19 protein-coding genes are annotated in these 21,056 nt (G+C 46.3%); 1 reads left to right on the top strand and 18 read right to left on the bottom strand.

The genetic code is table 11. The features are described from left to right. Positions 1–220: 220 nt before the first annotated feature. The 5 genes from FRZ06_19705 to FRZ06_19685 form a co-directional block, all read right to left on the bottom strand. Positions 221–1,954 (bottom strand): proline--tRNA ligase, encoded by a 1,734-nt coding sequence (locus FRZ06_19705; protein ID QOX65421.1) that lies wholly within the window; start codon positions 1,952–1,954, stop codon positions 221–223. Positions 1,955–2,088: 134 nt separating this feature from the next. Next, positions 2,089–3,366 carry a 2-C-methyl-D-erythritol 2,4-cyclodiphosphate synthase gene (locus FRZ06_19700; protein ID QOX65420.1) on the bottom strand — a complete coding sequence of 426 codons (1,278 nt, stop codon included), beginning with the start codon at positions 3,364–3,366 and terminating at the stop codon, positions 2,089–2,091. 36 nt (positions 3,367–3,402) lie between these two features. Next, positions 3,403–4,503, bottom strand: coding sequence for a PIN/TRAM domain-containing protein (locus FRZ06_19695; GenBank protein ID QOX65419.1), 1,101 nt, complete (start codon positions 4,501–4,503; stop codon positions 3,403–3,405). A 48-nt stretch (positions 4,504–4,551) separates the two neighbouring features. Beyond that, positions 4,552–5,025 (bottom strand): CarD family transcriptional regulator, encoded by a 474-nt coding sequence (locus tag FRZ06_19690; GenBank protein QOX65418.1) that lies wholly within the window; start codon positions 5,023–5,025, stop codon positions 4,552–4,554. A gap of 278 nt (positions 5,026–5,303) precedes the next feature. Further along, complete coding sequence (locus tag FRZ06_19685) at positions 5,304–5,768, bottom strand: hypothetical protein (GenBank protein ID QOX65417.1); 465 nt, start codon at positions 5,766–5,768, stop codon at positions 5,304–5,306. A gap of 253 nt (positions 5,769–6,021) precedes the next feature. Between FRZ06_19685 and hprK the strand changes: the two genes are divergently transcribed. Then, positions 6,022–6,930: an HPr(Ser) kinase/phosphatase gene (gene hprK, locus FRZ06_19680; GenBank protein QOX65416.1), complete on the top strand. Its 909-nt coding sequence runs from the start codon at positions 6,022–6,024 to the stop codon at positions 6,928–6,930. 114 nt (positions 6,931–7,044) lie between these two features. Here the strand turns inward: hprK and ptsP are convergent, their stop codons facing one another. The 13 genes from ptsP to FRZ06_19615 form a co-directional block, all read right to left on the bottom strand. Next, positions 7,045–8,787 (bottom strand): phosphoenolpyruvate--protein phosphotransferase, encoded by a 1,743-nt coding sequence (gene ptsP / locus FRZ06_19675; GenBank protein QOX65415.1) that lies wholly within the window; start codon positions 8,785–8,787, stop codon positions 7,045–7,047. 10 nt (positions 8,788–8,797) lie between these two features. Beyond that, a complete protein-coding gene (locus tag FRZ06_19670; GenBank protein ID QOX65414.1) occupies positions 8,798–9,058 on the bottom strand; it encodes an HPr family phosphocarrier protein in 261 nt (86 codons plus the stop codon). A gap of 324 nt (positions 9,059–9,382) precedes the next feature. Next, positions 9,383–9,709, bottom strand: coding sequence for a hypothetical protein (locus FRZ06_19665; GenBank protein QOX65413.1), 327 nt, complete (start codon positions 9,707–9,709; stop codon positions 9,383–9,385). Positions 9,710–9,960: 251 nt separating this feature from the next. Further along, entirely contained in the window at positions 9,961–10,221 is a 261-nt protein-coding gene (locus FRZ06_19660; protein QOX65412.1) for an HPr family phosphocarrier protein, read from the bottom strand. Positions 10,222–10,479: 258 nt separating this feature from the next. Beyond that, positions 10,480–12,255 carry a dihydrolipoyl dehydrogenase gene (lpdA, locus tag FRZ06_19655; GenBank protein ID QOX65411.1) on the bottom strand — a complete coding sequence of 592 codons (1,776 nt, stop codon included), beginning with the start codon at positions 12,253–12,255 and terminating at the stop codon, positions 10,480–10,482. 112 nt (positions 12,256–12,367) lie between these two features. Continuing rightward, entirely contained in the window at positions 12,368–13,975 is a 1,608-nt protein-coding gene (locus FRZ06_19650; GenBank protein ID QOX65410.1) for a 2-oxo acid dehydrogenase subunit E2, read from the bottom strand. Positions 13,976–14,187: 212 nt separating this feature from the next. Further along, positions 14,188–15,180, bottom strand: a complete 993-nt coding sequence (locus tag FRZ06_19645) for an alpha-ketoacid dehydrogenase subunit beta (protein QOX65409.1) — start codon at positions 15,178–15,180, stop codon at positions 14,188–14,190. 86 nt (positions 15,181–15,266) lie between these two features. After that, entirely contained in the window at positions 15,267–16,268 is a 1,002-nt protein-coding gene (locus FRZ06_19640) for a thiamine pyrophosphate-dependent dehydrogenase E1 component subunit alpha (protein QOX66023.1), read from the bottom strand. A 69-nt stretch (positions 16,269–16,337) separates the two neighbouring features. Next, positions 16,338–17,186 (bottom strand): HAD family phosphatase, encoded by an 849-nt coding sequence (locus FRZ06_19635; protein ID QOX65408.1) that lies wholly within the window; start codon positions 17,184–17,186, stop codon positions 16,338–16,340. 96 nt (positions 17,187–17,282) lie between these two features. Next, positions 17,283–18,575 carry an NAD(P)-dependent oxidoreductase gene (locus FRZ06_19630; protein ID QOX65407.1) on the bottom strand — a complete coding sequence of 431 codons (1,293 nt, stop codon included), beginning with the start codon at positions 18,573–18,575 and terminating at the stop codon, positions 17,283–17,285. A gap of 351 nt (positions 18,576–18,926) precedes the next feature. Then, complete coding sequence (locus FRZ06_19625) at positions 18,927–19,286, bottom strand: PTS sorbitol transporter subunit IIA (protein QOX65406.1); 360 nt, start codon at positions 19,284–19,286, stop codon at positions 18,927–18,929. A 159-nt stretch (positions 19,287–19,445) separates the two neighbouring features. Further along, positions 19,446–20,435 carry a PTS sorbitol transporter subunit IIB gene (locus tag FRZ06_19620; GenBank protein ID QOX65405.1) on the bottom strand — a complete coding sequence of 330 codons (990 nt, stop codon included), beginning with the start codon at positions 20,433–20,435 and terminating at the stop codon, positions 19,446–19,448. A 15-nt stretch (positions 20,436–20,450) separates the two neighbouring features. Further along, complete coding sequence (locus tag FRZ06_19615; protein ID QOX65404.1) at positions 20,451–20,981, bottom strand: PTS sorbitol transporter subunit IIC; 531 nt, start codon at positions 20,979–20,981, stop codon at positions 20,451–20,453. Between the last annotated feature and the right edge of the window lie 75 nt (positions 20,982–21,056).

The following is a 21,056-nucleotide window of genomic DNA, read 5'->3' as shown; positions in this document are numbered from 1 at the left end:
CCAGATGAGGATTGATTATAATGCAGCAGACTGCTCCTACAATTGAAGGAAACGAGAAGAATTTTACCGTTTGCGCATATAGAAAGGCCACAGATCTAAGTACGCGGCTCCAAAGGAACCATGGTAGTTCAGATCTATGACCCAGTACTGCGGTTTCTACGGAAAACGCCTTCTATTTGCTTTGAGGCATTGATTCTTCTGTGGACACTCCATTAAATCATCACTTACTTAGTTCCGCTCTTACATAAGCGATTGCATCGGAGGCAGCTGCTTCCGCACTGATTTCAGAGAAAGCAGACTCTTTTCTCAGTTTATATTCCACTACTCCTTCGGCTGCTTTCTTGCCCACAGTGATTCTTACAGGGATACCAAGAACGTCGGCATCTTTAAATTTCACACCGGGCCGTTCCTTACGATCGTCGATCAATGCTTCAATTCCAGCCTTCAGCAGTTCCTGATAGATGGTCTCCGCAAGAACTGTCTGCTGTTCATCTTCTGTATTTACAACAGTGACAATGACATGATATGGCGCAACTGACATAGGCCAAATGATTCCGTTTTCATCATGATGCTGCTCGACGATTGCTGCAAGGGTTCTTGTAACACCGATTCCGTAGCAGCCCATGATGATCAGCTGGTCATTCATGTTTTCGTCCTTATAATAAGCACCCATGGATTTGCTGTATTTTGTTCCAAGCTTGAATACCTGTCCAACTTCGATCCCTCTTGCCATCTTAACCGGAGCACCGCAGACCGGACACTTGTCTCCGGCCTTGATGAGCTTAAGATCCGTAACGATATCACCTTTATAATCTCGACCGTAGTTTACATTGATCAGATGGTGATCCTTTTCACAGGCACCTGCCACTAGGTTTTTTAGACCGACCAATTCACTGTCCACGAGGATCTTACAGTCATGCAAGCCTACCGGGCCTGTAAAACCTCCCACGCTTCCAGTGACAGCACCCATTTCTGCTTCATCCGCAAATTCCACAGCATGCTCAGGAACACCCAGTGCATTGACCAGCTTTGTCATATTCAGCTCACGATCACCCCGAATAAATGCAGCAACATAGGAAACAGACTCCTCTGCTTCGCCGTAGACTCTAAAAAGAAGCGCTTTTATCGTCTGCTTTTCGTCCACCTTAAGGAAGCCAGCCACCTCTGCAATCGTTTTGGTTCCAGGTGTTACCACCTTTTCCAGGGGCAGCTCCGCTTCATCGGAGGGAGTATCGTTCACGCATTCTGCTCTCTCGGAGGTAGCGGCCATATCACAGCTTCCACAGTAAGCGATTTCACTTTCTCCTACTTCGGAAAGGGCAGTGAATTCATGGGAAGCACTGCCGCCGATGGCACCAGTATCCGCTTCTACCGCACGAAATACCAGCCCGCAGCGCGTGAATACTCTTTCATATGCATCATACATATCACGATAGCTCTGATCAAGACCTTCCCAGTCCCTGTCAAAGGAGTACGCATCCTTCATAACGAATTCCCGGCTTCTCATTAAGCCGAAACGAGGTCTTTTCTCATCTCTGTACTTCGTCTGGATCTGATAAAGATTCAGAGGAAGCTGACGATATGAGCTTACTTCGCTTCTCACAATATCAGTAAAGATTTCTTCATGGGTTGGCCCCAGGCAGAACTCCCTTTCATTTCTATCCCTTAATCTCCACATTTCCGGCCCGTAAGCATACCATCTGCCAGACTCCTGCCACAATTCAGCAGGCTGAAGAGCCGACATGTGAATTTCCTGCCCGCCCTTGGCATCCATCTCCTCACGAACAATATCTTCAATCTTCCTTACGGAGCGAAAACCAAGAGGCATGAAGCCGTATACGCCGGACACCAGCCTGCGGATCATACCGGCCCGCAGCAGCCAGATATGGCTTGGAATCTCTGCTTCGTTAGGAACCTCTCTTAACGTTCTAATATACATTTTTGAAAGTCTCATTGATTTAATCTCTCCTTTGATTTTCAATCGGTTTATTTTCTTTTCATTCGTGCCGCAGGCCTTTTCCGCGGTACTGCACAGCCGATAAAACGGACCTCTTTGCAAATGTTAGGTTGCAAACTAGGTCCTTGATCTTATCCTCTGCGTCGAATTAGAACGGTTGCCTGTGAGGCGATGCCCTCTCCTCTTCCGCAAAACCCTAGGCCTTCGGTGGTTGTTCCTTTTATATTGACTCTGCTTCCATCAATTTGGAGCATATTTGAAATTTTATCGGTCATCAGACTTACATAGGGTGCAATCTTCGGTCTTTCTGCAATCACCGTCGCATCAAGATTAACAACATAAAAACCCTTTTCCTTTAAAAGGTTATTTACTTCCTTCAATAATAAAAGGCTGGAAATTCCCCGGTATGCTTCGTCATTATCCGGAAAGTGGCGGCCAATATCGCCTAGTGCTGCTGCGCCGAGCATGGCATCCATAATGGCATGAAGAAGTACATCCGCATCGGAATGACCCAAAAGCCCTTTCTCATACGGAAGCTCTACGCCACCGAGAATCAGCTTTCTTCCCTCCGTCAGCTTATGCACGTCGTAGCCCGATCCAACTCGAATGTCATCAACTGGTGAAGAATTCGTCATCAGCCCATTCTCTTCATCAATCGGCGTGTTATATTGTTCACGATGCAGCAGTTCTTCAGGCTGACCGGTTCCTGTTTCAATCCGACCGCCGAGAATTGCTTCTCCAAATACGATATCCTCCATAGTAGTTATCTTGATATTATAATAATCGCCTCTCACAATATGGGATTTTTCTCCGATCCGTTCTACCAAAAAAGCATCATCCGTTCCATAATAATTGTTTCGGAACGCCTCCTCATAAGCACGAACCAGAAGCTCTCTTCGAAAACCCTGCGGGGTCTGAACAGAATATAGACGCTTTCGATCAAGCGTCTTTGTCAAATAGTTATTCTCAACAGTTTTTACAGTATCCTTCACCGGAACAGCTGCTACAGCCGCCCCCTGCTCTTTTGCTATTTCTATGGTGCGCCGAATCAACTCGCCTGTGACAAAAGGCCTTACCCCATCGTGCACCAGCACGATGTCCACATCATCGGGAAGCTGGCGGACCGCTTCATAAATGGAATCCTGTCGCTCCTTGCCTCCCGGAATAATCGCCCTGACTTTTCCGAGTAGTCGCAAGGCACTAAGTTCCTTGCGGCACCGACCGATAAAATCCCCGTTTGTAACAATAATAATGTCATGAATTTCGTTCTGATCGGCAAAGGCTTTTACAGTTCTTGCTAGGATGGACATACCGCCAAGTTTTCCGTATTGTTTCGGAATACCGCCGCCCATTCTTGATCCGGAACCGGCGGCAGGTATAATGACAGCAGTTTTGACTTCCTTTGTCATTTGTCTATTCTCGTTTCAATAAAAAATTTATTCCGACTATCGTTTCGGTTTTGCGAAAATCATTCTTCCCGCTGCAGTTTGCAGCACGCTGGTTACCGTCACGTGAATGGTCTGACCGATAAATCTTCTGCCTTCCTCTACAACGATCATGGTTCCATCATCCAGATATGCTACCGCTTGATTGGATTCTTTCCCCTCCTTGACGAGGAATAGAGTCATGTCTTCACCCGGAAGTACCACTGGCTTTAGCGTATTGGCCAGCTCATTAATGTTCAGTACTTCTACGCCCTTGATCACAGCAACCTTATTCAGGTTAAAATCATTGGTTACGACCTTCCCATTCATCATCTGCGCCAGTTTCAAAAGTTTAACGTCTACCTCAGGAATTTCATCCAGAGCTTTTTCTGCTACTGTGTTATAAATTTCAATTCCGTATTCTGTCTGAATCCGATTCAGGATATCCAATCCTCTGCGGCCGCGGTTTCTCTTAAGGCCATCAGAGGAGTCGGCAATATGACGAAGTTCCACAAGTACAAATTCCGGAATAACGATATTTCCTTCGATAAAACCGGTCTTCATAATATCAGCAATTCGCCCGTCAATAATGACGCTGGTGTCTAAGATTTTAGGCGTTGCATCCCCTGATTTGCCTTTGGTTTTCGAAGGCGTCCCTTTCTTTACAGATAGCCAAACCGGTATAAGGTCTTTGCCTTTTCTGGTAGCAACCACAATCCCGAGATAACCCAGAAAAATATAGGTAAAAACCGACAGCACGGTTCCGATAAAGAAGATATCGATTCCGCTGTAAATCTGGCTGATCAAGAATGCGATGACTAAGCCGATAATCAATCCGAATGTTCCGGTTACGATTTCGTTGGTAGGTACCTTTTGAAGATCTGTCTCAATATTCTTGGCCAAGTTTTGACCATGACGGCCAAACACAGGCGTCAATAAATAAAAAATAAGTCCAAATAATAAGGAGCAGCCTAATGCTGCAATAAATTCCTGTGTCTCAGTAGCCATAATCTTGCCTGCGAGACTGGACCCCTCAATCAAAAATCTCCCTAGCAAAAAAACTCCGTATCCAAACAATACTCCGACTAGGCTGAAAATAATTCTAATTAGTTTTTTTATCATTAACCCTATTTAATCCCCCTTATATTCTGTTTTTCAACCGGACACTCTTTATACAGACTTGTTTATGATCTCCTCTGCAGCTTCCGGGTCAATTTCCTTGACCAGAATGATTTCGCTGACGAGAATCTGCTTTGCGTTGGAAAGCATTTTCTTTTCACCGGTAGAAAGTTTCTTCTCCCGGTCTGTCCGCATTAAGTTCCTGACGACCTCAGCAACACTATAAATGTCGCCGGTCTTCAATTTCTCCATATTCTCACGGTACCTTCTGTTCCAGTTGTTCGACATTTCACTGGAACCCGCGCTCAGAATATCCATGACCGCGTCAATCTCATCAACTGAAATAATAGACCTGACACCGATATCATTGCTGCTATCGACAGGAATCATAATTTTCATGTCTCCGAACGGGACCTTTAAAATATAATATTTCCTACTTTCGCCGAGAATTAATTTTTCTTCAATTTCTTCGATAATTCCGGCTCCGTGCATAGGATACACGATTTTTTCTCCTATGACAAACATGGTAGAGTCCTCCAGTCTTACTTATAAGTATAAGCCAAACTGAAAGGTACTGTCAAGCAATCAATTAAACAATTTTTTAGTCTATCACATCACTATTTTCCTGTCAACAAGATTTTAGCAGTGCAAAAAAAAACAGCCGCACCGAAGTAATTCGTTGAACGGCTGATGGAGAAATTGTTGATCCTAATCTATCTCTTATCTTCTTGTGCGGAGAGATAACCTAACCCCTTGTATAAGTAAAATGAACGAAGAATCATCCCAAGTCGCTCAGGGCTCTCCTAGTAACATTTATTCTTTTTTCTCGAATCCCTTTCATCAATAACGTCATTAACACCTTTCACAAGCATGCATAGCCCTTCCTCAAGCTCAGGAATTGCTTCACGAACACTTTCGATCCCTTCGCAGAGGCAGCAGTTTTGGAGCTCGCACAGACCCTGTTTTACTCCCTTTACGCCGTCTTTGATACCACAAACGCCTGCTTTGATCGCTTCATTACTTCTGTAGTCGCATTCAAACTCAAAATCAGACAGTCCGGCAATTACGTCTTCCAAGCCCTTTTCAACCTTACAGAGCCCTTCTTCGATGCACTTAATACCTTCCCGTATTCTGCAGCAGCAAATGAGGTCCAAACCCTTCTGAATCATTTTGATTCCATCTTCTATTTTGTATATGCCTTTTTGGATTTCTTCGATTGAATCCACTTGTTTGCATTGGCTGCAATCACAAAGTTTATTTCTATACATTCCAATCACCTTTTTATATTAGATTCACCTCAGCATCGCTCGGACAAGACTTAATACGATGCTATTTTGGTATAGTATAATTATATGAAGAGGTTGGCAAAAGTGTTAAAGTGGAACCAATATCAAGACCATATCAATTGAAAAAATAATATAGTATCCAAGCTTAATTCATCAGCTTTCATAAACGCTCCAATTATTGTATAATAATTGTAATTACAAAATTCGAAGGGAACAGAAATCGGAGGGGTCAAAAATGGGTGTAAAAGTCACTGATCTTGTTGATATCTTTCATTTAAAAATTCTCAGTCAAGGTGCAGACGATACAGAAATCAGCCTGATAGAAAGCAACCGGAGCGGTCTTCAGCTATCGGGATTTTATGATTACTTTGAAGAAAAAAGAATACAGCTGATTGGAAATGCAGAAAATGGCTATCTTCAGAGCCTCTCACCAGAAGCACGGCAGCAGGCACTGGAGGAACTGATCAGCCGCAATGTTCCTTGCATCATCATCACCAACGGACTAGATGTATCCAGTCCCATCGAAACCATCGGAAAAAAGCATGGGCGATGGATTCTATCCACCACAAATACAACCTCCAGATTCTGGGTGGACATCACGCTATACCTTCAAAGTGAACTCGCAGAAAGCATCTCTCAGCATGGTGATTTGGTGGATGTCTATGGAGTTGGCGTTCTTATCACAGGAAAAAGCGGTATCGGAAAAAGCGAAACAGCACTGGATCTCGTGAGAAATGGCCATCTGTTGATTGCGGATGACGCGGTTATGATCAAAAAAATTGGTCAGGATCTGCTGGTTGGAACCGGCAGTGAGCTGACCAAGAATCTGATGGAAATCAGGGGAATCGGCATCATTAACATCAATTCCCTCTTTGGCAAAAGCGCAATTCGCCTCCAACAAAATATCGAAATCGTAATGAATCTGGAAGTTTGGAACGAAAGCACCTACTACGACAGGGTTGGCGAAGAGTATGAAACCATAGATATCCTCGGAATCGAACTTCCCTACATCAGAATCCCTGTAAAACCCGGAAGAAACATTGCCGCCATAGTGGAAATTGCAGCATTAAATTATAGGCAAAATATGATGGGTTATAATGCAGCAAGAGAACTGAGCAATGCCATCAAGAATTTAAGTAAATAAAAAAATTAAGCCATGATCCCAATCTGTGAGGATTTAACCCCCAACAGACCAGATCATGGCCTTGTTTTTGATGCTTCATTAACAAGAAGAATGATTCTTTCTTATCTCATATGATTATAATTCGAGAATATAATCAAGACCCAAACCCTTCAATTCATCTTTCAAATATGCTTCGATTTCTGCTGCACTATGCAGGCCCATGGCATGTTCTGCAACCTTCTGTGCCTGTTCCATGCTCACTGAGGTAATAATCTTCTTTACCTTCAGAATGGAGCCCGGGCTCATGCTCAGCTCATCAAAACCCATTCCCAACAGAAGCAGTGATGCCAGCGGGTTTCCTGCAAGTTCCCCGCACATCCCGGTAAATTTCCCATCCTTCTTTGATGCGTTTATTACATTTTTATATAATCTCAGCAATGCAGGATGGAAGCTGTTGTAAATGTGGGTAATCTTTGTGTTTCCTCTGTCTACTGCCAGTGCATACTGGGTCAGGTCATTGGTTCCGATGCTGAAGAAGTCAATCTCTCCCGTGAATAAATCCGCTGCAATTGCTGCAGACGGGATTTCTACCATAATGCCCACTTTGATCTGGTCATCGAAGTCCTGTCCCTTTGTCCTGAGCTCTTCCTTTGCTTCTTCCAGCACAGCTTTTGCCGCCACCACCTCATCCACGCCAGAGATCATGGGAAACATGATCAGTGCCTTTCCGTAGATGCTGGCTCTCAAAACCGCTCTCAACTGCGTTTTGAACAGTTCTCTGTCCTCCAGGCAGATCCTGATGGCTCGATATCCAAGGAAGGGGTTTTCCTCTTTTTCCAGCTTGAAATAGGGGATTTCTTTGTCTCCCCCCACATCCAGGGTTCGGATGATCACCGGGCGCCCGCACATATCGATCAATACCTTTTTATAAGCTTCAAACTGCTCTTCTTCATCAGGCTGGCTGGATCGATCCATGTATAGAAATTCCGTACGGAAAAGCCCAACGCCTTCCGCTCCGTATTCCACCGCTTTTTCTGCATCCATGGGCAGGCCGATGTTGGCAACCAATTCAATAGCATGCCCATCCAGGGTCTTACTTTCTTTATCCTTGATCTGACGCAGTTCATTTTTCACTACGGCAGCATGTTCGATTCTCTTCTCGATGTCTTTGATTTCTTCCTCGTTTGGATTGATGGTCACCTCACCTTTGCTGCCGTCAATTGCAATCATCTGCCCTTCACAGGTGAGGCCTAGCGCTCCCGATGCGCCAAGAATCGCAGGGATTTCCATGTTTCTTGCAAGGATGGCTGTATGTGCCGTAGCGCCTCCGACTTCAGCTATGATTCCCTTCACGTGATTGCGGTCCAGGGTTGCCATCAAAGACGGCGTAATATCATGACCGATCACAATGACGTTTTCCTTCATACTAGAGATATCTCGAATCTCAATTCCCAGTGCATTTTTAAGCAATCTACTGCCCACATCTCTCACGTCTGCTGCACGCTCCCTGATATAGGGGTCGTCAATCAGCTCAAACATGGCTACCTGCTCTTCTACCTTCTTTGAGATGGCATGCTCTGCCCTAAGAAGTTCATGTGTTACAGCATCTTTGATTTCATCATAAAACACCGGATCTTCCAGTATCATCTGGTGGGCTTGTATGATTTCCGCATCCTTTTCTCCAACGGATAGCAAGGTTTTCTCGTACACCGCCTCAAGCTGTTCTCTGGACTGTTCAAATGCATGCTCCAGTTTTCTCAGCTCTTCCTCTTTCTCATTCTCCGGAATACACCTGCAATCGATATTGATTTCCGGTTCTTCCAATATATATGCTTTTGCAATCGCCAATCCCGGCGAACAGGCCACACCTATCCTCATTGTTTTCTCCTCATTCCTTAAAATTCAAAATCACTTCCGCCAGTTTCTCTATGGCCTGCACTTCATCATCTCCGTCTGCGGATATGACAATGGTGCTCCCGGCAGCGATGCCAGCGGAAAGTACATGCAAGATACTCTTTGCGTTTATCTTCTTTTGTTTCGATTCAATAGTTATAGCTGACGTAAATTTGGCGGCTTCCTTCACAAATTCCGCCGCAGGCCTCGCATGAAGTCCGGTCTTGTTCATGACGGCAATTTCTCTGCTTAACATTTCCTTCTATCTCCTTCTGGTGTTCTCATGGTGTTTTTCAACGATGGTGCCTTCTCCATGGTGATTCCGTCCTTCGGCATGATGATCTCTGTCGCCAGTGTATTTTATTCCCTATATCATATCAGTAATTCGATTGCATTTTCAAGTAGTCTCTGTATTTCTTTCACAAATTGTGCCGAGCTGTAATGCTGTCGATTACCAACATTCCGATATTATTAGATAAAAAAGCAACAGCGATACCACACTGTTACTTTTTAATTCATTTACTTATCTTTTGATTGTTTCAATGTGTCCACTAAGATTAATTATTATCCCTCAAATTCTTTAACGTTGATCCAATTCTTTTTTTATACTTTTGTACTCTTTTTCGATCCGGAAAAACTTAGTAATCAGTCTTCCCGGCATCGACATGACGGACTTGACCGGAGCGCTTTTGATTTCTTCCTTTACTCGTTCGGGCTTGGTTTTAATCCTGTGCATCACTTCGTCCGTATATGCGGCAAATGCTGTTTCCTTGCTTGCATGGAATTCTCTGTGGCAGTTTGTGCAGTTAATTTTGATGATTTTCTGTCCGGCGTACGTGATGACATGGACGGTTTCCTCATTGCATGTCTCGCAGAACAAATCCATATTAACCTTTGTGATATCCATTCTATCAGCCACCTTTCATTCATGAATTTCATACGGCATACATCTGCTCGATTCTATTGCTGCCGCTGACATCTCGCCTAATAGAGGTCTTCCGCCTTCCAGCGGCAGACTCACTATCGTACACTTCATTGCAATGAGTATATAATAATATTACCCCATTGTAAAGTTCAACGAAACATCGGCTAAGCAAATTTACTTTTGCAATTGCCAATCCCACTAGAAGGCCACACCACCTCCCTTTAATGTTCCTATTATTCCTTGAAATTTACAATCAATTCCGCTAACGTTTCGAGTGCCGTTGTCTCGTCTTCTCCATCTGTTGCAAGGACGATGGTGCTCCCGGCTGAGATACCGGCCGACAGTACATGAAGAATACTCTTTGCATTAAGCTTTTTCCCTTTGAATTCTATGGTCACAGAAGATGCGAACTTAGAAGCTTCCTTCACAAATTCCGCTGCAGGCCTTGCATGAAGTCCGGTTTTGTTTGTAATTTCGATTTCTTTCCTCAGCATATGTTCTTCTCCCTCTCAATTTAACAATTATTAATCATTCCGGTTCTGGATCGCCGGAGCCGCCCACGCCCCTGGATTGCCGGCCCCCACGCAATTCCGGCCTTATTGGCCCGACTTGCTGGGGCGCGGCTTACCTTTGCCTAGTTTGCCTTCGGCTTGCCCGATGGCTGGCGGGCTTTCGGCTTTTCTACTTTTCCTACTTTCAAAAGCCGGAGCCGCCCACGCCCCTGGATTGCCGGCCCCCACGCAATTCAGGCCTTACTGGCCCGACTTGCTGGGGCGCGGCTTATGGATGCACTTTTGCAGGCAGTCGGCTGCGGCTTCCATCAGGGCCTCCGAAAAGGTCGGATGGCCGTGGATGATCTCGGAAAGCTCGTGGACTGTGATTTCCATGCTCATCAGGGCCGCTGCTTCATTGATCAGTTCTGCTGCCGCAGGCCCCACGATGTGAACTCCCAGGATCTGCCCATATTTCTTGTCTGCAAGAACCTTTACAAATCCGGTTCCTTCTCCTGATGCCAACGCTCTTCCGTTGGCTCCGAAGTAAAATTTTCCAACCGATACCTCATATTTCGCTTTTGCAGCCTCTTCTGTCAGTCCCACACTTCCGATTTCCGGTGAGGTATAGATCGCGCTTGGTGTATACCGCAGGTCTACGGCTTCTTTGCCTCCCATAGCGTTGGCGGCGGCGATTTCTCCCATCTTGAACGCTGCGTGGGCAAGCATCAGCTTTCCGGTGATATCTCCTGCCGCATAGACTCCTGCTTCGCTGGTCTCCATGCGTTCGTTGACCTTGATCTTGCCTCGCTCTGTTTCCAGCTCCAGTTCCCCCAGTGCCTCAAGATCCGCCACACGTCCAATGGACAGCAGGGCCTTATCTGCTTCAAGCACTTCTTTATCCGTTGTGATCAGAAGCGTTCCATCTCTTTCTTCCAGCTTCTCCAGCTTGGTTCCTGTCATCAGAATGATGCCCTTTTTCTCCGCATACTTCCTCAGTTCTGCTGAAATCTCTCCGTCCATAAACGGTGCCAGCCGGTCCTCCAGCTCGATGATGGTTACCTTGCTTCCATAGGCTGCAAATACTGTGGCCAGCTCGATTCCAATAACTCCTCCGCCAATAATGGCCAGATGCTTTGGTACTTCCTTAAGATCCAGGATCTCGTCACTTGTCAGCACAAGGCTGCTTTCCATTCCTGGAATCTTTAGTCTTGATGGATTTGAGCCTCCCGCTATGATGATATTTTTTGTTTCCAGTAGTTCTTTGCCGTCTACACTTACCTTCTTTTCCCTGGTGATTCTGCCAATTCCATGATATGTGGTCACACCATAGCTTCGAAGCAATCCGGCTACGCCTGTTGTCAGGGTCTTCACCACTTCATTTTTTACTGCTACGATCCGATCCATATCAAGGCTGACCTCTGCTCCCGCAAGATGAATTCCTCGCTGTGACGCATGTCTTATGGTGTCCAGAATTTCTGCGTTTTTCAGATATGTCTTCGTCGGTATGCATCCCCGGTTCAGGCAGGTTCCTCCCACCACATCCTGTTCCACCAGTGCAACCTTCCCGCCCAGCTGGGCTGCTTTGATTGCTGCCACATATCCTGCCGGTCCGCCGCCGATGACCACCACGTCATATCCGGTTTCTTTTGATGCGTTCCCGTTTGTCGCTGCGGCTCCTCCGGAAGCTATGCTATCACCAGCCGCTGCCGAAGAAGGATTTCCGTTTGATGTTTCATTCTTCACTGTCACCTCTTTTGAAGGTGTATTTTCTGCCTTTGCCTCTTCCAGAATTTCTCCCGGTGCTCCGATATATCCGATGGTCTGGATGACCGGCACCACATCGCCCTCCTGCTTTAATATTTTCAGCAGGGTTCCTGATACCTGCGCCTCCACTTCCATGTTTACCTTGTCGGTCAATATCTCAAGCAGGGGTTCTCCCTGTTCGACCACATCGCCCTCGGCCTTCAGCCATTTGACGATGGTTCCTTCCTCCATGGCCATTCCGGCCTTCGGCATGATGATTTCTGTTGCCATGAATTGCCCTCCTCTCACTCCTACTAGTGTACTGACCGACTGAAATCAAATGTCAACCGGTCAGCATCCTGGTACATCGTATATGGGAATATCCTAATTAGAATGCTCTGTACTAAATCAGCAGCTCTATTGGATTTTCAAGTAGTCTCTGAATTTCTGTCACAAATTGTGCTGCGATGAGACCATCCACCACCCTGTGATCTGCTGTCAGGGTTATGTTCATCATCGGTTTGATGGCGATCACCTTGTTTCCCGACTCATCCTTGACAACCACTGCTTCGTCCTTCGTTGCGCTTACTGCAAGGATTCCCACTTCCGGCTGATTGATGATTGCCGTAAAGTTGTCGATACCGAACATTCCCAGATTGGATATTGTGAAGGTTCCTCCTGTATACTCTTCCTGCTTCAGCTTGCCTGCTCTTGCCTTTTCAAATAAGGTCCCTGCTTCCATTGACAGCTCGACCACCGATTTGTCATTTGCATTCTTGATCACTGGTACGATCAGTCCTCCAGGTGCTGCCACTGCGATTCCGATGTTGATGCTCCCGTATCTTACGATCTTGTCTCCCATCAGGGATACGTTGAAGTCCGGATATTTCTTCAGGGTCTTTACGACTGCCTTTGCGATGTAGTCTGTTACTGAGGTCTTTTTCTCCTGGGCTTCGTTGATCTGTTTTCTTACTTCCAGCAGCTTTTCAAGATTAACTCTCTGACTGAAATACAGGTGGGGCGCGGTGAACTTGCTCTGCACCATACGGTCTCCTATCACCTTACGGATTCCGCTGTAGGAAACCACTTCTGCAATCTCCTTGCCGTCTGCTGTCATCTGGCCTGCTGCAAGGCTTCCTGACGCTGCTGCACCAGATGAATATCCTGTTGCCGAACCCGCGGCTGAGGCATTTGCTCCTGGTGCTGCAGCGGCTGCCGGCTGTCCGCCTTCTCTTTCTGCATTCCGGAAAGCAAGCTTTGATGCCACATCCTGCAGCAGGATCTTTCCTCCGTATCCGCTTCCTGTAAGTTCGTTTACGTCCAGCCCTTCCGCTTCCGCCGCTCTTCTTGCCAGCGGACTAATGACCACGCTTCTATATTCTTCTACATCCTTTGCGTAGATTTCTCCGTTCGCGCCGCTTCCCCTTACAAGGCTGAGGTTGATGTTTCGCTCTGCTGCCATTCGCTTTGCAGCGGGCGTTGCAGCTATTTTGCCGGAGAAATTTGATGCCGCATCAGATCTTTCCGCTTCACTTTCGGCGATTACCCGGTTTCCTGCCATTCCTCTCGGGTCTGCACTTTCCCGATCCTCTGGCAGGATTCCTACGCCGCTGTGCCTTGGGGATATGCCAGTTCCTGTTCCCGCAGCTATTTCGGAGGCCTCTGCCTTTTCTGCTTCGGCTGCGGCTGTCTTTGCGATGGCTGCCTCCGGTGAACCTGTGGTCTGGGAGATCACTGGCCCGGTTCCTGCTCCTGCCTCCGGTGCAGCCTCTCCTGCCTCGCCGATATATCCGATGTTCGTTATGACGGGGACGACCTCCCCTTCCTGTTTCAATATCTTAATCAGTGTCCCGGATACCTGGGCCTCCACTTCCATATTTACCTTATCTGTCAGGATTTCCAGCAGCGGTTCTCCCTGTTCTACTGCTTCTCCCTCTGCCTTCAGCCACTTGAGGATGGTTCCTTCCTCCATGGCCATCCCGGCTTTCGGCATGATGATTTCTGTCGCCATGTTCTTCCCTCCTACCTAACAGGCAAGGTCATCTTTTCCATAACCCTTGCCTTCTCTCTCGGTCCTTCTTATCCGCTGTATTGACCGGCCTGCGCGCTCCTCGTGGCTGCATTCAATCTGTCCACCATGCTCTTCTCCATTTTGTGTCACACGGCAGTCTACGCTTATGCTCGCCGTACTCTGACGGTCCCAGCCTCCTGCCTCAGGCTTTTTTACGCTTTGGCGCTGCCCTTCATGAGCGTCTTGATCGCTTCTTTGATTTTCTCTTCGGTCGGCACTGCGTTTTTCTCTAGCTCCGGGCAATATGGGATTGGGATATCCAGTCCTCCAAGCCGCTTGATGGGTGCATCCAGGTAGTAGAAGGCTTCGCTGTCTGCAAGCACTGCCGCAATCTCTCCTCCAAAGCCTCCGGTCTGTACTGCTTCATGGACGATCAGCACTCTTCCTGTCTTCTTTGCTGACTGAATCAGGGTATCTTTGTCCAGCGGAAGCAGGGTTCTTGGGTCTACCACTTCTACGTCAATTCCTTCTGCTGCAAGTTCCTCTGCTACCTTTAGGCAGGGGGGTATCATCCTTCCGTAGCTGATGATGGTTACGTCTTTTCCTTCTCTCTTTACGTCGGCCTTCCCAAGCTCGATGATATAGTCGCCCTCCGGCACTTCTCCCTTTCTCCGGTAAAGAAGCTTCTGCTCGATGAAGATCACAGGGTTATCATCCCGGATTGCGGCCTTCAGTAATCCCTTTGCATCATATGGTGTGGAGGGAATTACCACCTTCAGCCCTGGTACATGGCAGAACCATGCTTCCAGACTCTGGGAGTGCTGGGCTGCTGCTCCGGTTCCTGATCCTCCCGGTGTTCTCAGCACCATCGGTACTTTCGCCTTTCCTCCGAACATGTATCTCATCTTGGCTGCCTGGTTCACCAGCTGATCCATGGAGATCGTCGTAAAGTCACTGAACATAATTTCTGCGATGGGACGCATTCCTGTTACTGCTGCTCCGGCCGCTGCTCCGGCGATTACTGCCTCGGAGATCGGCGTATCTCTTACTCTCTCTTCTCCGAATTCTTCAAACATTCCTACGGATACGCCGAAGGCTCCTCCATAGAGTCCTACGTCTTCTCCCATCAGGAACACGTTCTCGTCCCGTCTCATTTCCTCGCTCATTGCTTCTTTGATCGCCTGTGCGTATGTTATTTCACTCATTTTCTTTCTTCCTTTCTGAAGGCTTCTGCTGCATTTCCTTCCGGACTTCTCTCTGCTTCTCATTTTGCCTTCGTATTCTGTCCTTTTTATGCGTATACGTCGTCCATTATGGTATCCAGTGAGGGGTAAGGGCTGTTTTGGGCAAACTCCACCGCCTTATCGATGTCCTCTTTGGCTTGTTTTTCAATGCTGTCCAGCTCTTCTGCTGTGCTGATGCCTGCTTCTTCCAGGTACTTTCTCAGCCTCTTGATGGGGCACTTTTCTTTCCACGATGCGATCTCTTCCTTGGTTCGATACACGTTGGCATCGCTCTTGGAATGGCCCAGCCAGCGGTATGTCTTTGCCTCGATGAGGATCGGTCCGTTTTCTTTTACGTATTCTTTCGCTTCTTTTACTGCATGATATACTGCGATGGCGTCGTTTCCATCCACCACACGCCCCTCGATTCCATAAGCCGCTGCTCTTACCGCTACATCCTGCACGTTCATGGATTTGCTTACCGGAACCGACATTCCATACAGGTTATTTTCACACAGGAAGATTACCGGCAGCTTCCACACTGACGCCAGGTTCAGCGCTTCATGAAAGCTTCCTTCGTTGGATGCTCCGTCTCCGAAGAAGCACAGCACCACATTATCCTGCTTCTTCATTCTCAAGGTCAGTGCTGCTCCTACCGAGATGGCGTGACCTCCGCCGACCACTCCGTTGGCTCCAATGTTTCCTCGGGTCAGGTCGGCGATGTGCATGGAGCCGCCCTTTCCTTTGCAGTATCCTGTTTCTTTTCCCAGAAGTTCTGCCATCATCTTGTTCAGATCGATTCCCTTTCCGATGCAGTGGCCGTGGCCTCTGTGCGTACTTGTGATCAGGTCTTCCACTTCAAGGGCGCTGCAAGCTCCCACCGCTGAGGCTTCTTCCCCCACATAAAGGTGGGTCGTTCCGTGTACCATGCCCATGGAGAAAAAGTATGCTACCTTTTCTTCAAACAGCCTGGTGTGCAGCATTTTAATATACATATCTTCAAGCAGTTCTTTGCTGAGAGTCTCCTGTCCCTTGCCTTGTTGTGCGGCGTCAAGTTCCTTCTCAGTCATACCCTGTCCTTTTATTTGCATTTTCGCTGTTTTACCGTTTTCTATCATTTTTTCCTTTGCCATTTTATTTTACCTCCCTACGTCTCCCGTATTGCCCAGTATAAATTTTTCAATGAGATGGGCAACACCGCTTTCATTATTGGAAAGCGTAATATAATCAGCAGCCTGTTTTACCGTTTCCTTCGCATTGGAAACTGCTGCTCCAATCCCTGCCATTTTGATCATAGACAAATCATTTTCCCCGTCACCGACAGTGATAATTTCCTCCGGCTTGATCCCGTACATTTCGGCAACCTTAAGCAGTGCTGCTCCCTTAGAAGTAGACCGATCAAATATTTCAAGGAAAAAGGGTTTTGAGAACAGAAAATTTAAGTGATCGCCGAATTTCTCACGAAGCAGGTCCCGTATCGCCTCCAATTTACCTTCATTATTAATCAGCAGCAATTTCCCTGCGGGTTTCTTTTTACTCAATTCCCAAAGCGAATCCACATAATCGATCTCAATTCGGTTTAATTGGCTATAATACAAAGCATGCTCCGTAGGTTCCTGACAATATACGTGTTCTCCGTTATAAAAATTTACATGGATTCCGTACGGCTCAATTGCCTTCAGCAATTTACCAGTGATTTCCTTTTCTATCGAAAAATCTCCTACAAGCCGATCGTCCCTTGGATCCTGTATATATGCACCATTCAGGCTGATGGTGAGATCTGCAAGTCCCAGTTCCTGAATAAACTGCTTTGTGGAAGCATAGCTTCTTCCTGAAGTAATTATTATTTTTACGCCGGCCGCTTCAGCCCTGCGTATTGCATCTTTATTCCGCTCACTGATGGTGCCGGAGTCATTCAGCAAAGTATCATCCAAATCCATAGCAATCAGTTTATACATAATTTTTTCTCCATTTATTACGATTCCCATTCGACCAATTCAGCGGAAGCTCCCGCCGATTTGTTACCCCTAATAAACAAGGCACAAATTCCATTATCGATGAACCTGTGCCTTGTAATTTTTTACCTATAAGAAGAATCGATCCTGGAGCTTTCGAAGCTGTACGATCAATGAGTTCTGGTCCAGCTCAATCATATCATAGGTGACAAGTTCACCCTTTTTAACATCCTTCAGAAGCTTGGTATTCTTGTTGATCAATCCCAGAGGAACCGCTCCAAGCTGCTTTGCAACATCGGCTTTTTCGAAGGTTCCGTAAACTGTGAATCCGCCGATTCCATCAAGCATATCTCCAGCTTTCAGATCTTTCTTTGCTACTGCGATTGTTTCAGCTACCAGTCCAAAGGAAGGCACGATTGTGGGCTGATGATCGATGACTGCCAGTGCTGCTGACAGCGGAGTTTCAAGGCTAGTCAGATGGTATGGTCTGTACAGCACATAGTTTGGACCAGGTCCCATGCTCAGATACTGCATTTCATGAACAACATCCGGCAGACTTGTGGAAACGATGAGGAATACACCGGGAGCAACACCATTGATGTAGTCAATGACTCCATACTGGTTTAGAATTCCGCCCTCTTCCTTCAGTCTGAAAAGCTCAGGAAGTTCCTTTACAGTTGCGACTGCACCATGACCGCCTCGTACGTCAGGAATAAATCCGGTGGCGTTTGCCATGGCTGTCATTTCAACCATTGTCTTTGTTCCATCGCTGAAAGCTGTCTGCATCTTAGGACTAACACCTCTTGCTGTAGCATATTCATAGAGGCTGTCCGGATTGCAATCCAGATCAAGAGCGTTATTTTTTCCCTTACCAATTACCCTTACTTCGAAGCCAAGCGCATCAGCAAAGTCGTAGAGCTCTTTTACGGCACCGGGTTCATCTCCGGCAGAACCTGTGTAAACAACCCCCGCATTGTCTGCAAGCTGCTTTAAATAAGGCCCGATTACAACGTCGGTTTCTACATTTAACATTACAATATGTTTCTTGTGGTTGATGCTGTCGACTGCAAATTTCGCACCAACTTCAGGAACGCCTGTGGCATCGATGGCAACCTGGATCAGATTTGCTTTTGCTGCAATGTCTGCGTTATCGGTATAAATATACTTTCCTTGTTCCATCCATGTATTGGCTTCAGCAACCGTCTTAACAAAGCGAATGTCATCCTCTTTAAGCCCCGCATGTAAATATGCTGTCTTTGCAAGTTCCGGATTAATATCGACTACGATGGCAGGAGACATGCCCTTCATCAGCATCATCTGACTTACCATACCTCTTCCCATTTGTCCTGCGCCAACAATACTGGCCTGAATTTTTTGACCGCTGCGTTCAAGAGCAGCTAATTTTTCATTTAATCCCCACATAATATGCTCTGCCTTTCTGTTATATAGGAGTACTGATTGAATCGACATGTATACATGGAATTCATCGGTACTTCCCTTAATTAAACTAAATTATTTGATCAGCTCTTTTATCTCAGGAAGCACTGCTTTAATGAAATGTTCGCATGGAATGAATCAGCATTTCCTATATGAATCTCCTCTGAAAAAGACTTCGCCGGTCATATTTGACCGGCGGGAAGAATTTTCAGTGATAAAAAAGCTGGATTGAACGAATTTATATCACAAATTGAATTCATTAGTACGATTACGATTCATTCGCTATTCTCAACTTTATCAGAGTTTTCCCCCGGATCAGGTCTTGTAACGTCCGGATTAAGTAAACATAATTTCCAGCATATCGCCGATTTTGATTTCTGGGGGGCCTTCACCCGATAGTTCAATATGACCGGGCAGCTCAACTTCAGGCTTTCCGGTAAATTTAAAGGTGCAATGTCCCATTGCCCGGAAGGTATGGTTTGCTTCTTCTCCTACGGCAGTTACAACGTAGCTGCTGTTACCGAATGCGACAACGTCGCCTTCCCGAATTTCTCTTTCCACTTGACATTCCTTATGAAGTATGGAAAGCTCCGCCAGTTCAGCCGGCGCATTTTCATTAAATACAATAATCATATCTTCCGAAAGAAAGTCCAGCGCCATTGGACCGATGCCGGTTATTAAAGATTTGTAATCCATAGAATTTAGTCTCCTTTCTATCATCAGGCTGTGGCAGACCTAATAAAATGTGGTCTATGAATGCCTTACGAGGCAATGGTGCTTGAGAAAGACGTTCTTTCATAAGCCTCAAATCAGGGCAGATACTCAGTAATGAGTATCCGCCCACATATTTCTTTATTAGGAATCGTAAAGTCCGATGCTGAACAGATACGCAATTGCAACAGCCAGTGGTCCTGTGATCAATCTGGAAAACAGTACCGCGGGTACTCCAAATTCGATGGTTTCGGGTTCTGCTTCTCCAAGGCTCAAGCCGACAGGTATGAAATCGCAGCCAACCTGTGGGTCGATGGCAAACAGTGCCGGAAGTGCATACTGGGGAGGGATATTTCCTTTCCCAATTTCAACACCAACCAGTACACCGACTACCTGCGCAATAACTGCGCCAGGTCCCAGCAACGGCGAAAGGAACGGAAGGGCACACACGATGGAGATGCCAAGCAAGCCTGGAAGCGTACCTGCGTACGGCGAAATTGTTTTGGCAATAATATCACCGACACCGGATGCTGAGATAATACCAATCAGCATGGATACAAATGCGATAAACGGCAGAATATTTCTAATTACGGTATCTATGGTATCACGTCCTGCCTGGTAAAAGTCTCCGACAACTTTTCCGGTCCCTTTTCCCAGTCTTGTCAGAAATCCGGATTTTTTCGCAGGCTTTTCAGAAGCTGATTTCGCTTGATTCTGAGAGCTCTTTACTTCTGGCTTAGCAGCAGGTGCAGCTTCGGGAGCCTCACCGTCATATAGTGCAATATTATTTTCTTTGACGCCTGACACGTAGATATCCTCTTTAATGAAACTTGCCAAGGGTCCGGACTGACCTACAGGAGTCAGATTAACGGTGTAGATTCTTTTTTTCGGATACACCCCACATCTGGCTGTTCCTCCGCAGTCTACTACAACGACTGCGATTTCATTTTCCGGAACGCCCTTGCTGAATCCGTCAACAGCAATCCCACCTGTAAGCTCTGCAATTTTCTCTGCGATAGGGTCAATTCCGCCTCCTGTAATGGAAACGATCTTATTCTTCTCATCCGTCGGTTTGATGATGAGCGGTCCGCCCCAACCACTGGAGCCTTTGGAAATTTTTACTGCGCGATACATTGCTCTTCCCCCTTCCTATGCTTCCTTAGCCTGATTTTTAGAAACTAAAACTGCGTAAATTCTCTCTGTGAGCATGCCTCTGATGAAGATGACGATGACGCCTACGATAAAGTACCTGATCGCGATTTCGCCCAAAGAAAGTCCCAGAGTCTGCAGTCCTGCAGCAATCCCCATATAAACGAAGAGTTCGCCTGCATTTGCGTGTGGGAAAAGTCCAGTAATTGGATGAACAAAGGATACGGCAGCATCGTAGAATGCCGGTTTGTATTTTTCATCCAGGAATTTACCAAAGGAATAGCACATTGGATTCGTCAGAAAGAATACGGCCAATACCGGAAAGATCGTATATCTTGTGATCGCAAAACGTGAAGTTTTAGCCGCAAATCTTTCAACTTTTTCTTCACCGACCAGCTTGATGATCGCATTAACGAAAGTAATAAGTACGATGAGTGTTGGCAGGATTCCCGTAACCATCCCCATGAAGGTTTCTCCGCCTGCCTGGAAAAGTCCAATAAAGCCCTCTGCTATTTTTGCCAAAATGTCCATTTTTTCCTCTCCTTTCAAAAATTATCTTTGAAAATTAATATTTATATAAATTCCATAAATTGGAATCATATACAT

The sequence above is a fragment of the Clostridiales bacterium genome (genome assembly GCA_015243575.1).
Classification (GTDB): domain Bacteria; phylum Bacillota; class Clostridia; order Peptostreptococcales; family Anaerovoracaceae; genus Anoxybacterium; species Anoxybacterium hadale.
Note: the sequence above shows the minus strand (reverse complement) of the source record. Positions and strands in the feature narration are given on the sequence as shown.

Bases quoted from the DNA above. Each gene is read 5' to 3' on its own strand.
- FRZ06_19705 (QOX65421.1), bottom strand. From the start codon at position 1,954: ATGAGACTTTCAAAAATGTATATTAGAACGTTAAGAGAGGTTCCTAAC.
- FRZ06_19700 (QOX65420.1), bottom strand. From the start codon at position 3,366: ATGACAAAGGAAGTCAAAACTGCTGTCATTATACCTGCCGCCGGTTCC.
- FRZ06_19695 (QOX65419.1), bottom strand. From the start codon at position 4,503: ATGATAAAAAAACTAATTAGAATTATTTTCAGCCTAGTCGGAGTATTG.
- FRZ06_19690 (QOX65418.1), bottom strand. From the start codon at position 5,025: ATGTTTGTCATAGGAGAAAAAATCGTGTATCCTATGCACGGAGCCGGA.
- FRZ06_19685 (QOX65417.1), bottom strand. From the start codon at position 5,768: ATGTATAGAAATAAACTTTGTGATTGCAGCCAATGCAAACAAGTGGAT.
- hprK (QOX65416.1), top strand. From the start codon at position 6,022: ATGGGTGTAAAAGTCACTGATCTTGTTGATATCTTTCATTTAAAAATT.
- ptsP (QOX65415.1), bottom strand. From the start codon at position 8,787: ATGAGGATAGGTGTGGCCTGTTCGCCGGGATTGGCGATTGCAAAAGCA.
- FRZ06_19670 (QOX65414.1), bottom strand. From the start codon at position 9,058: ATGTTAAGCAGAGAAATTGCCGTCATGAACAAGACCGGACTTCATGCG.
- FRZ06_19665 (QOX65413.1), bottom strand. From the start codon at position 9,709: ATGGATATCACAAAGGTTAATATGGATTTGTTCTGCGAGACATGCAAT.
- FRZ06_19660 (QOX65412.1), bottom strand. From the start codon at position 10,221: ATGCTGAGGAAAGAAATCGAAATTACAAACAAAACCGGACTTCATGCA.
- lpdA (QOX65411.1), bottom strand. From the start codon at position 12,255: ATGGCAACAGAAATCATCATGCCGAAGGCCGGAATGGCCATGGAGGAA.
- FRZ06_19650 (QOX65410.1), bottom strand. From the start codon at position 13,975: ATGGCGACAGAAATCATCATGCCGAAAGCCGGGATGGCCATGGAGGAA.
- FRZ06_19645 (QOX65409.1), bottom strand. From the start codon at position 15,180: ATGAGTGAAATAACATACGCACAGGCGATCAAAGAAGCAATGAGCGAG.
- FRZ06_19640 (QOX66023.1), bottom strand. From the start codon at position 16,268: ATGACTGAGAAGGAACTTGACGCCGCACAACAAGGCAAGGGACAGGAG.
- FRZ06_19635 (QOX65408.1), bottom strand. From the start codon at position 17,186: ATGGGAATCGTAATAAATGGAGAAAAAATTATGTATAAACTGATTGCT.
- FRZ06_19630 (QOX65407.1), bottom strand. From the start codon at position 18,575: ATGTGGGGATTAAATGAAAAATTAGCTGCTCTTGAACGCAGCGGTCAA.
- FRZ06_19625 (QOX65406.1), bottom strand. From the start codon at position 19,286: ATGGATTACAAATCTTTAATAACCGGCATCGGTCCAATGGCGCTGGAC.
- FRZ06_19620 (QOX65405.1), bottom strand. From the start codon at position 20,435: ATGTATCGCGCAGTAAAAATTTCCAAAGGCTCCAGTGGTTGGGGCGGA.
- FRZ06_19615 (QOX65404.1), bottom strand. From the start codon at position 20,981: ATGGACATTTTGGCAAAAATAGCAGAGGGCTTTATTGGACTTTTCCAG.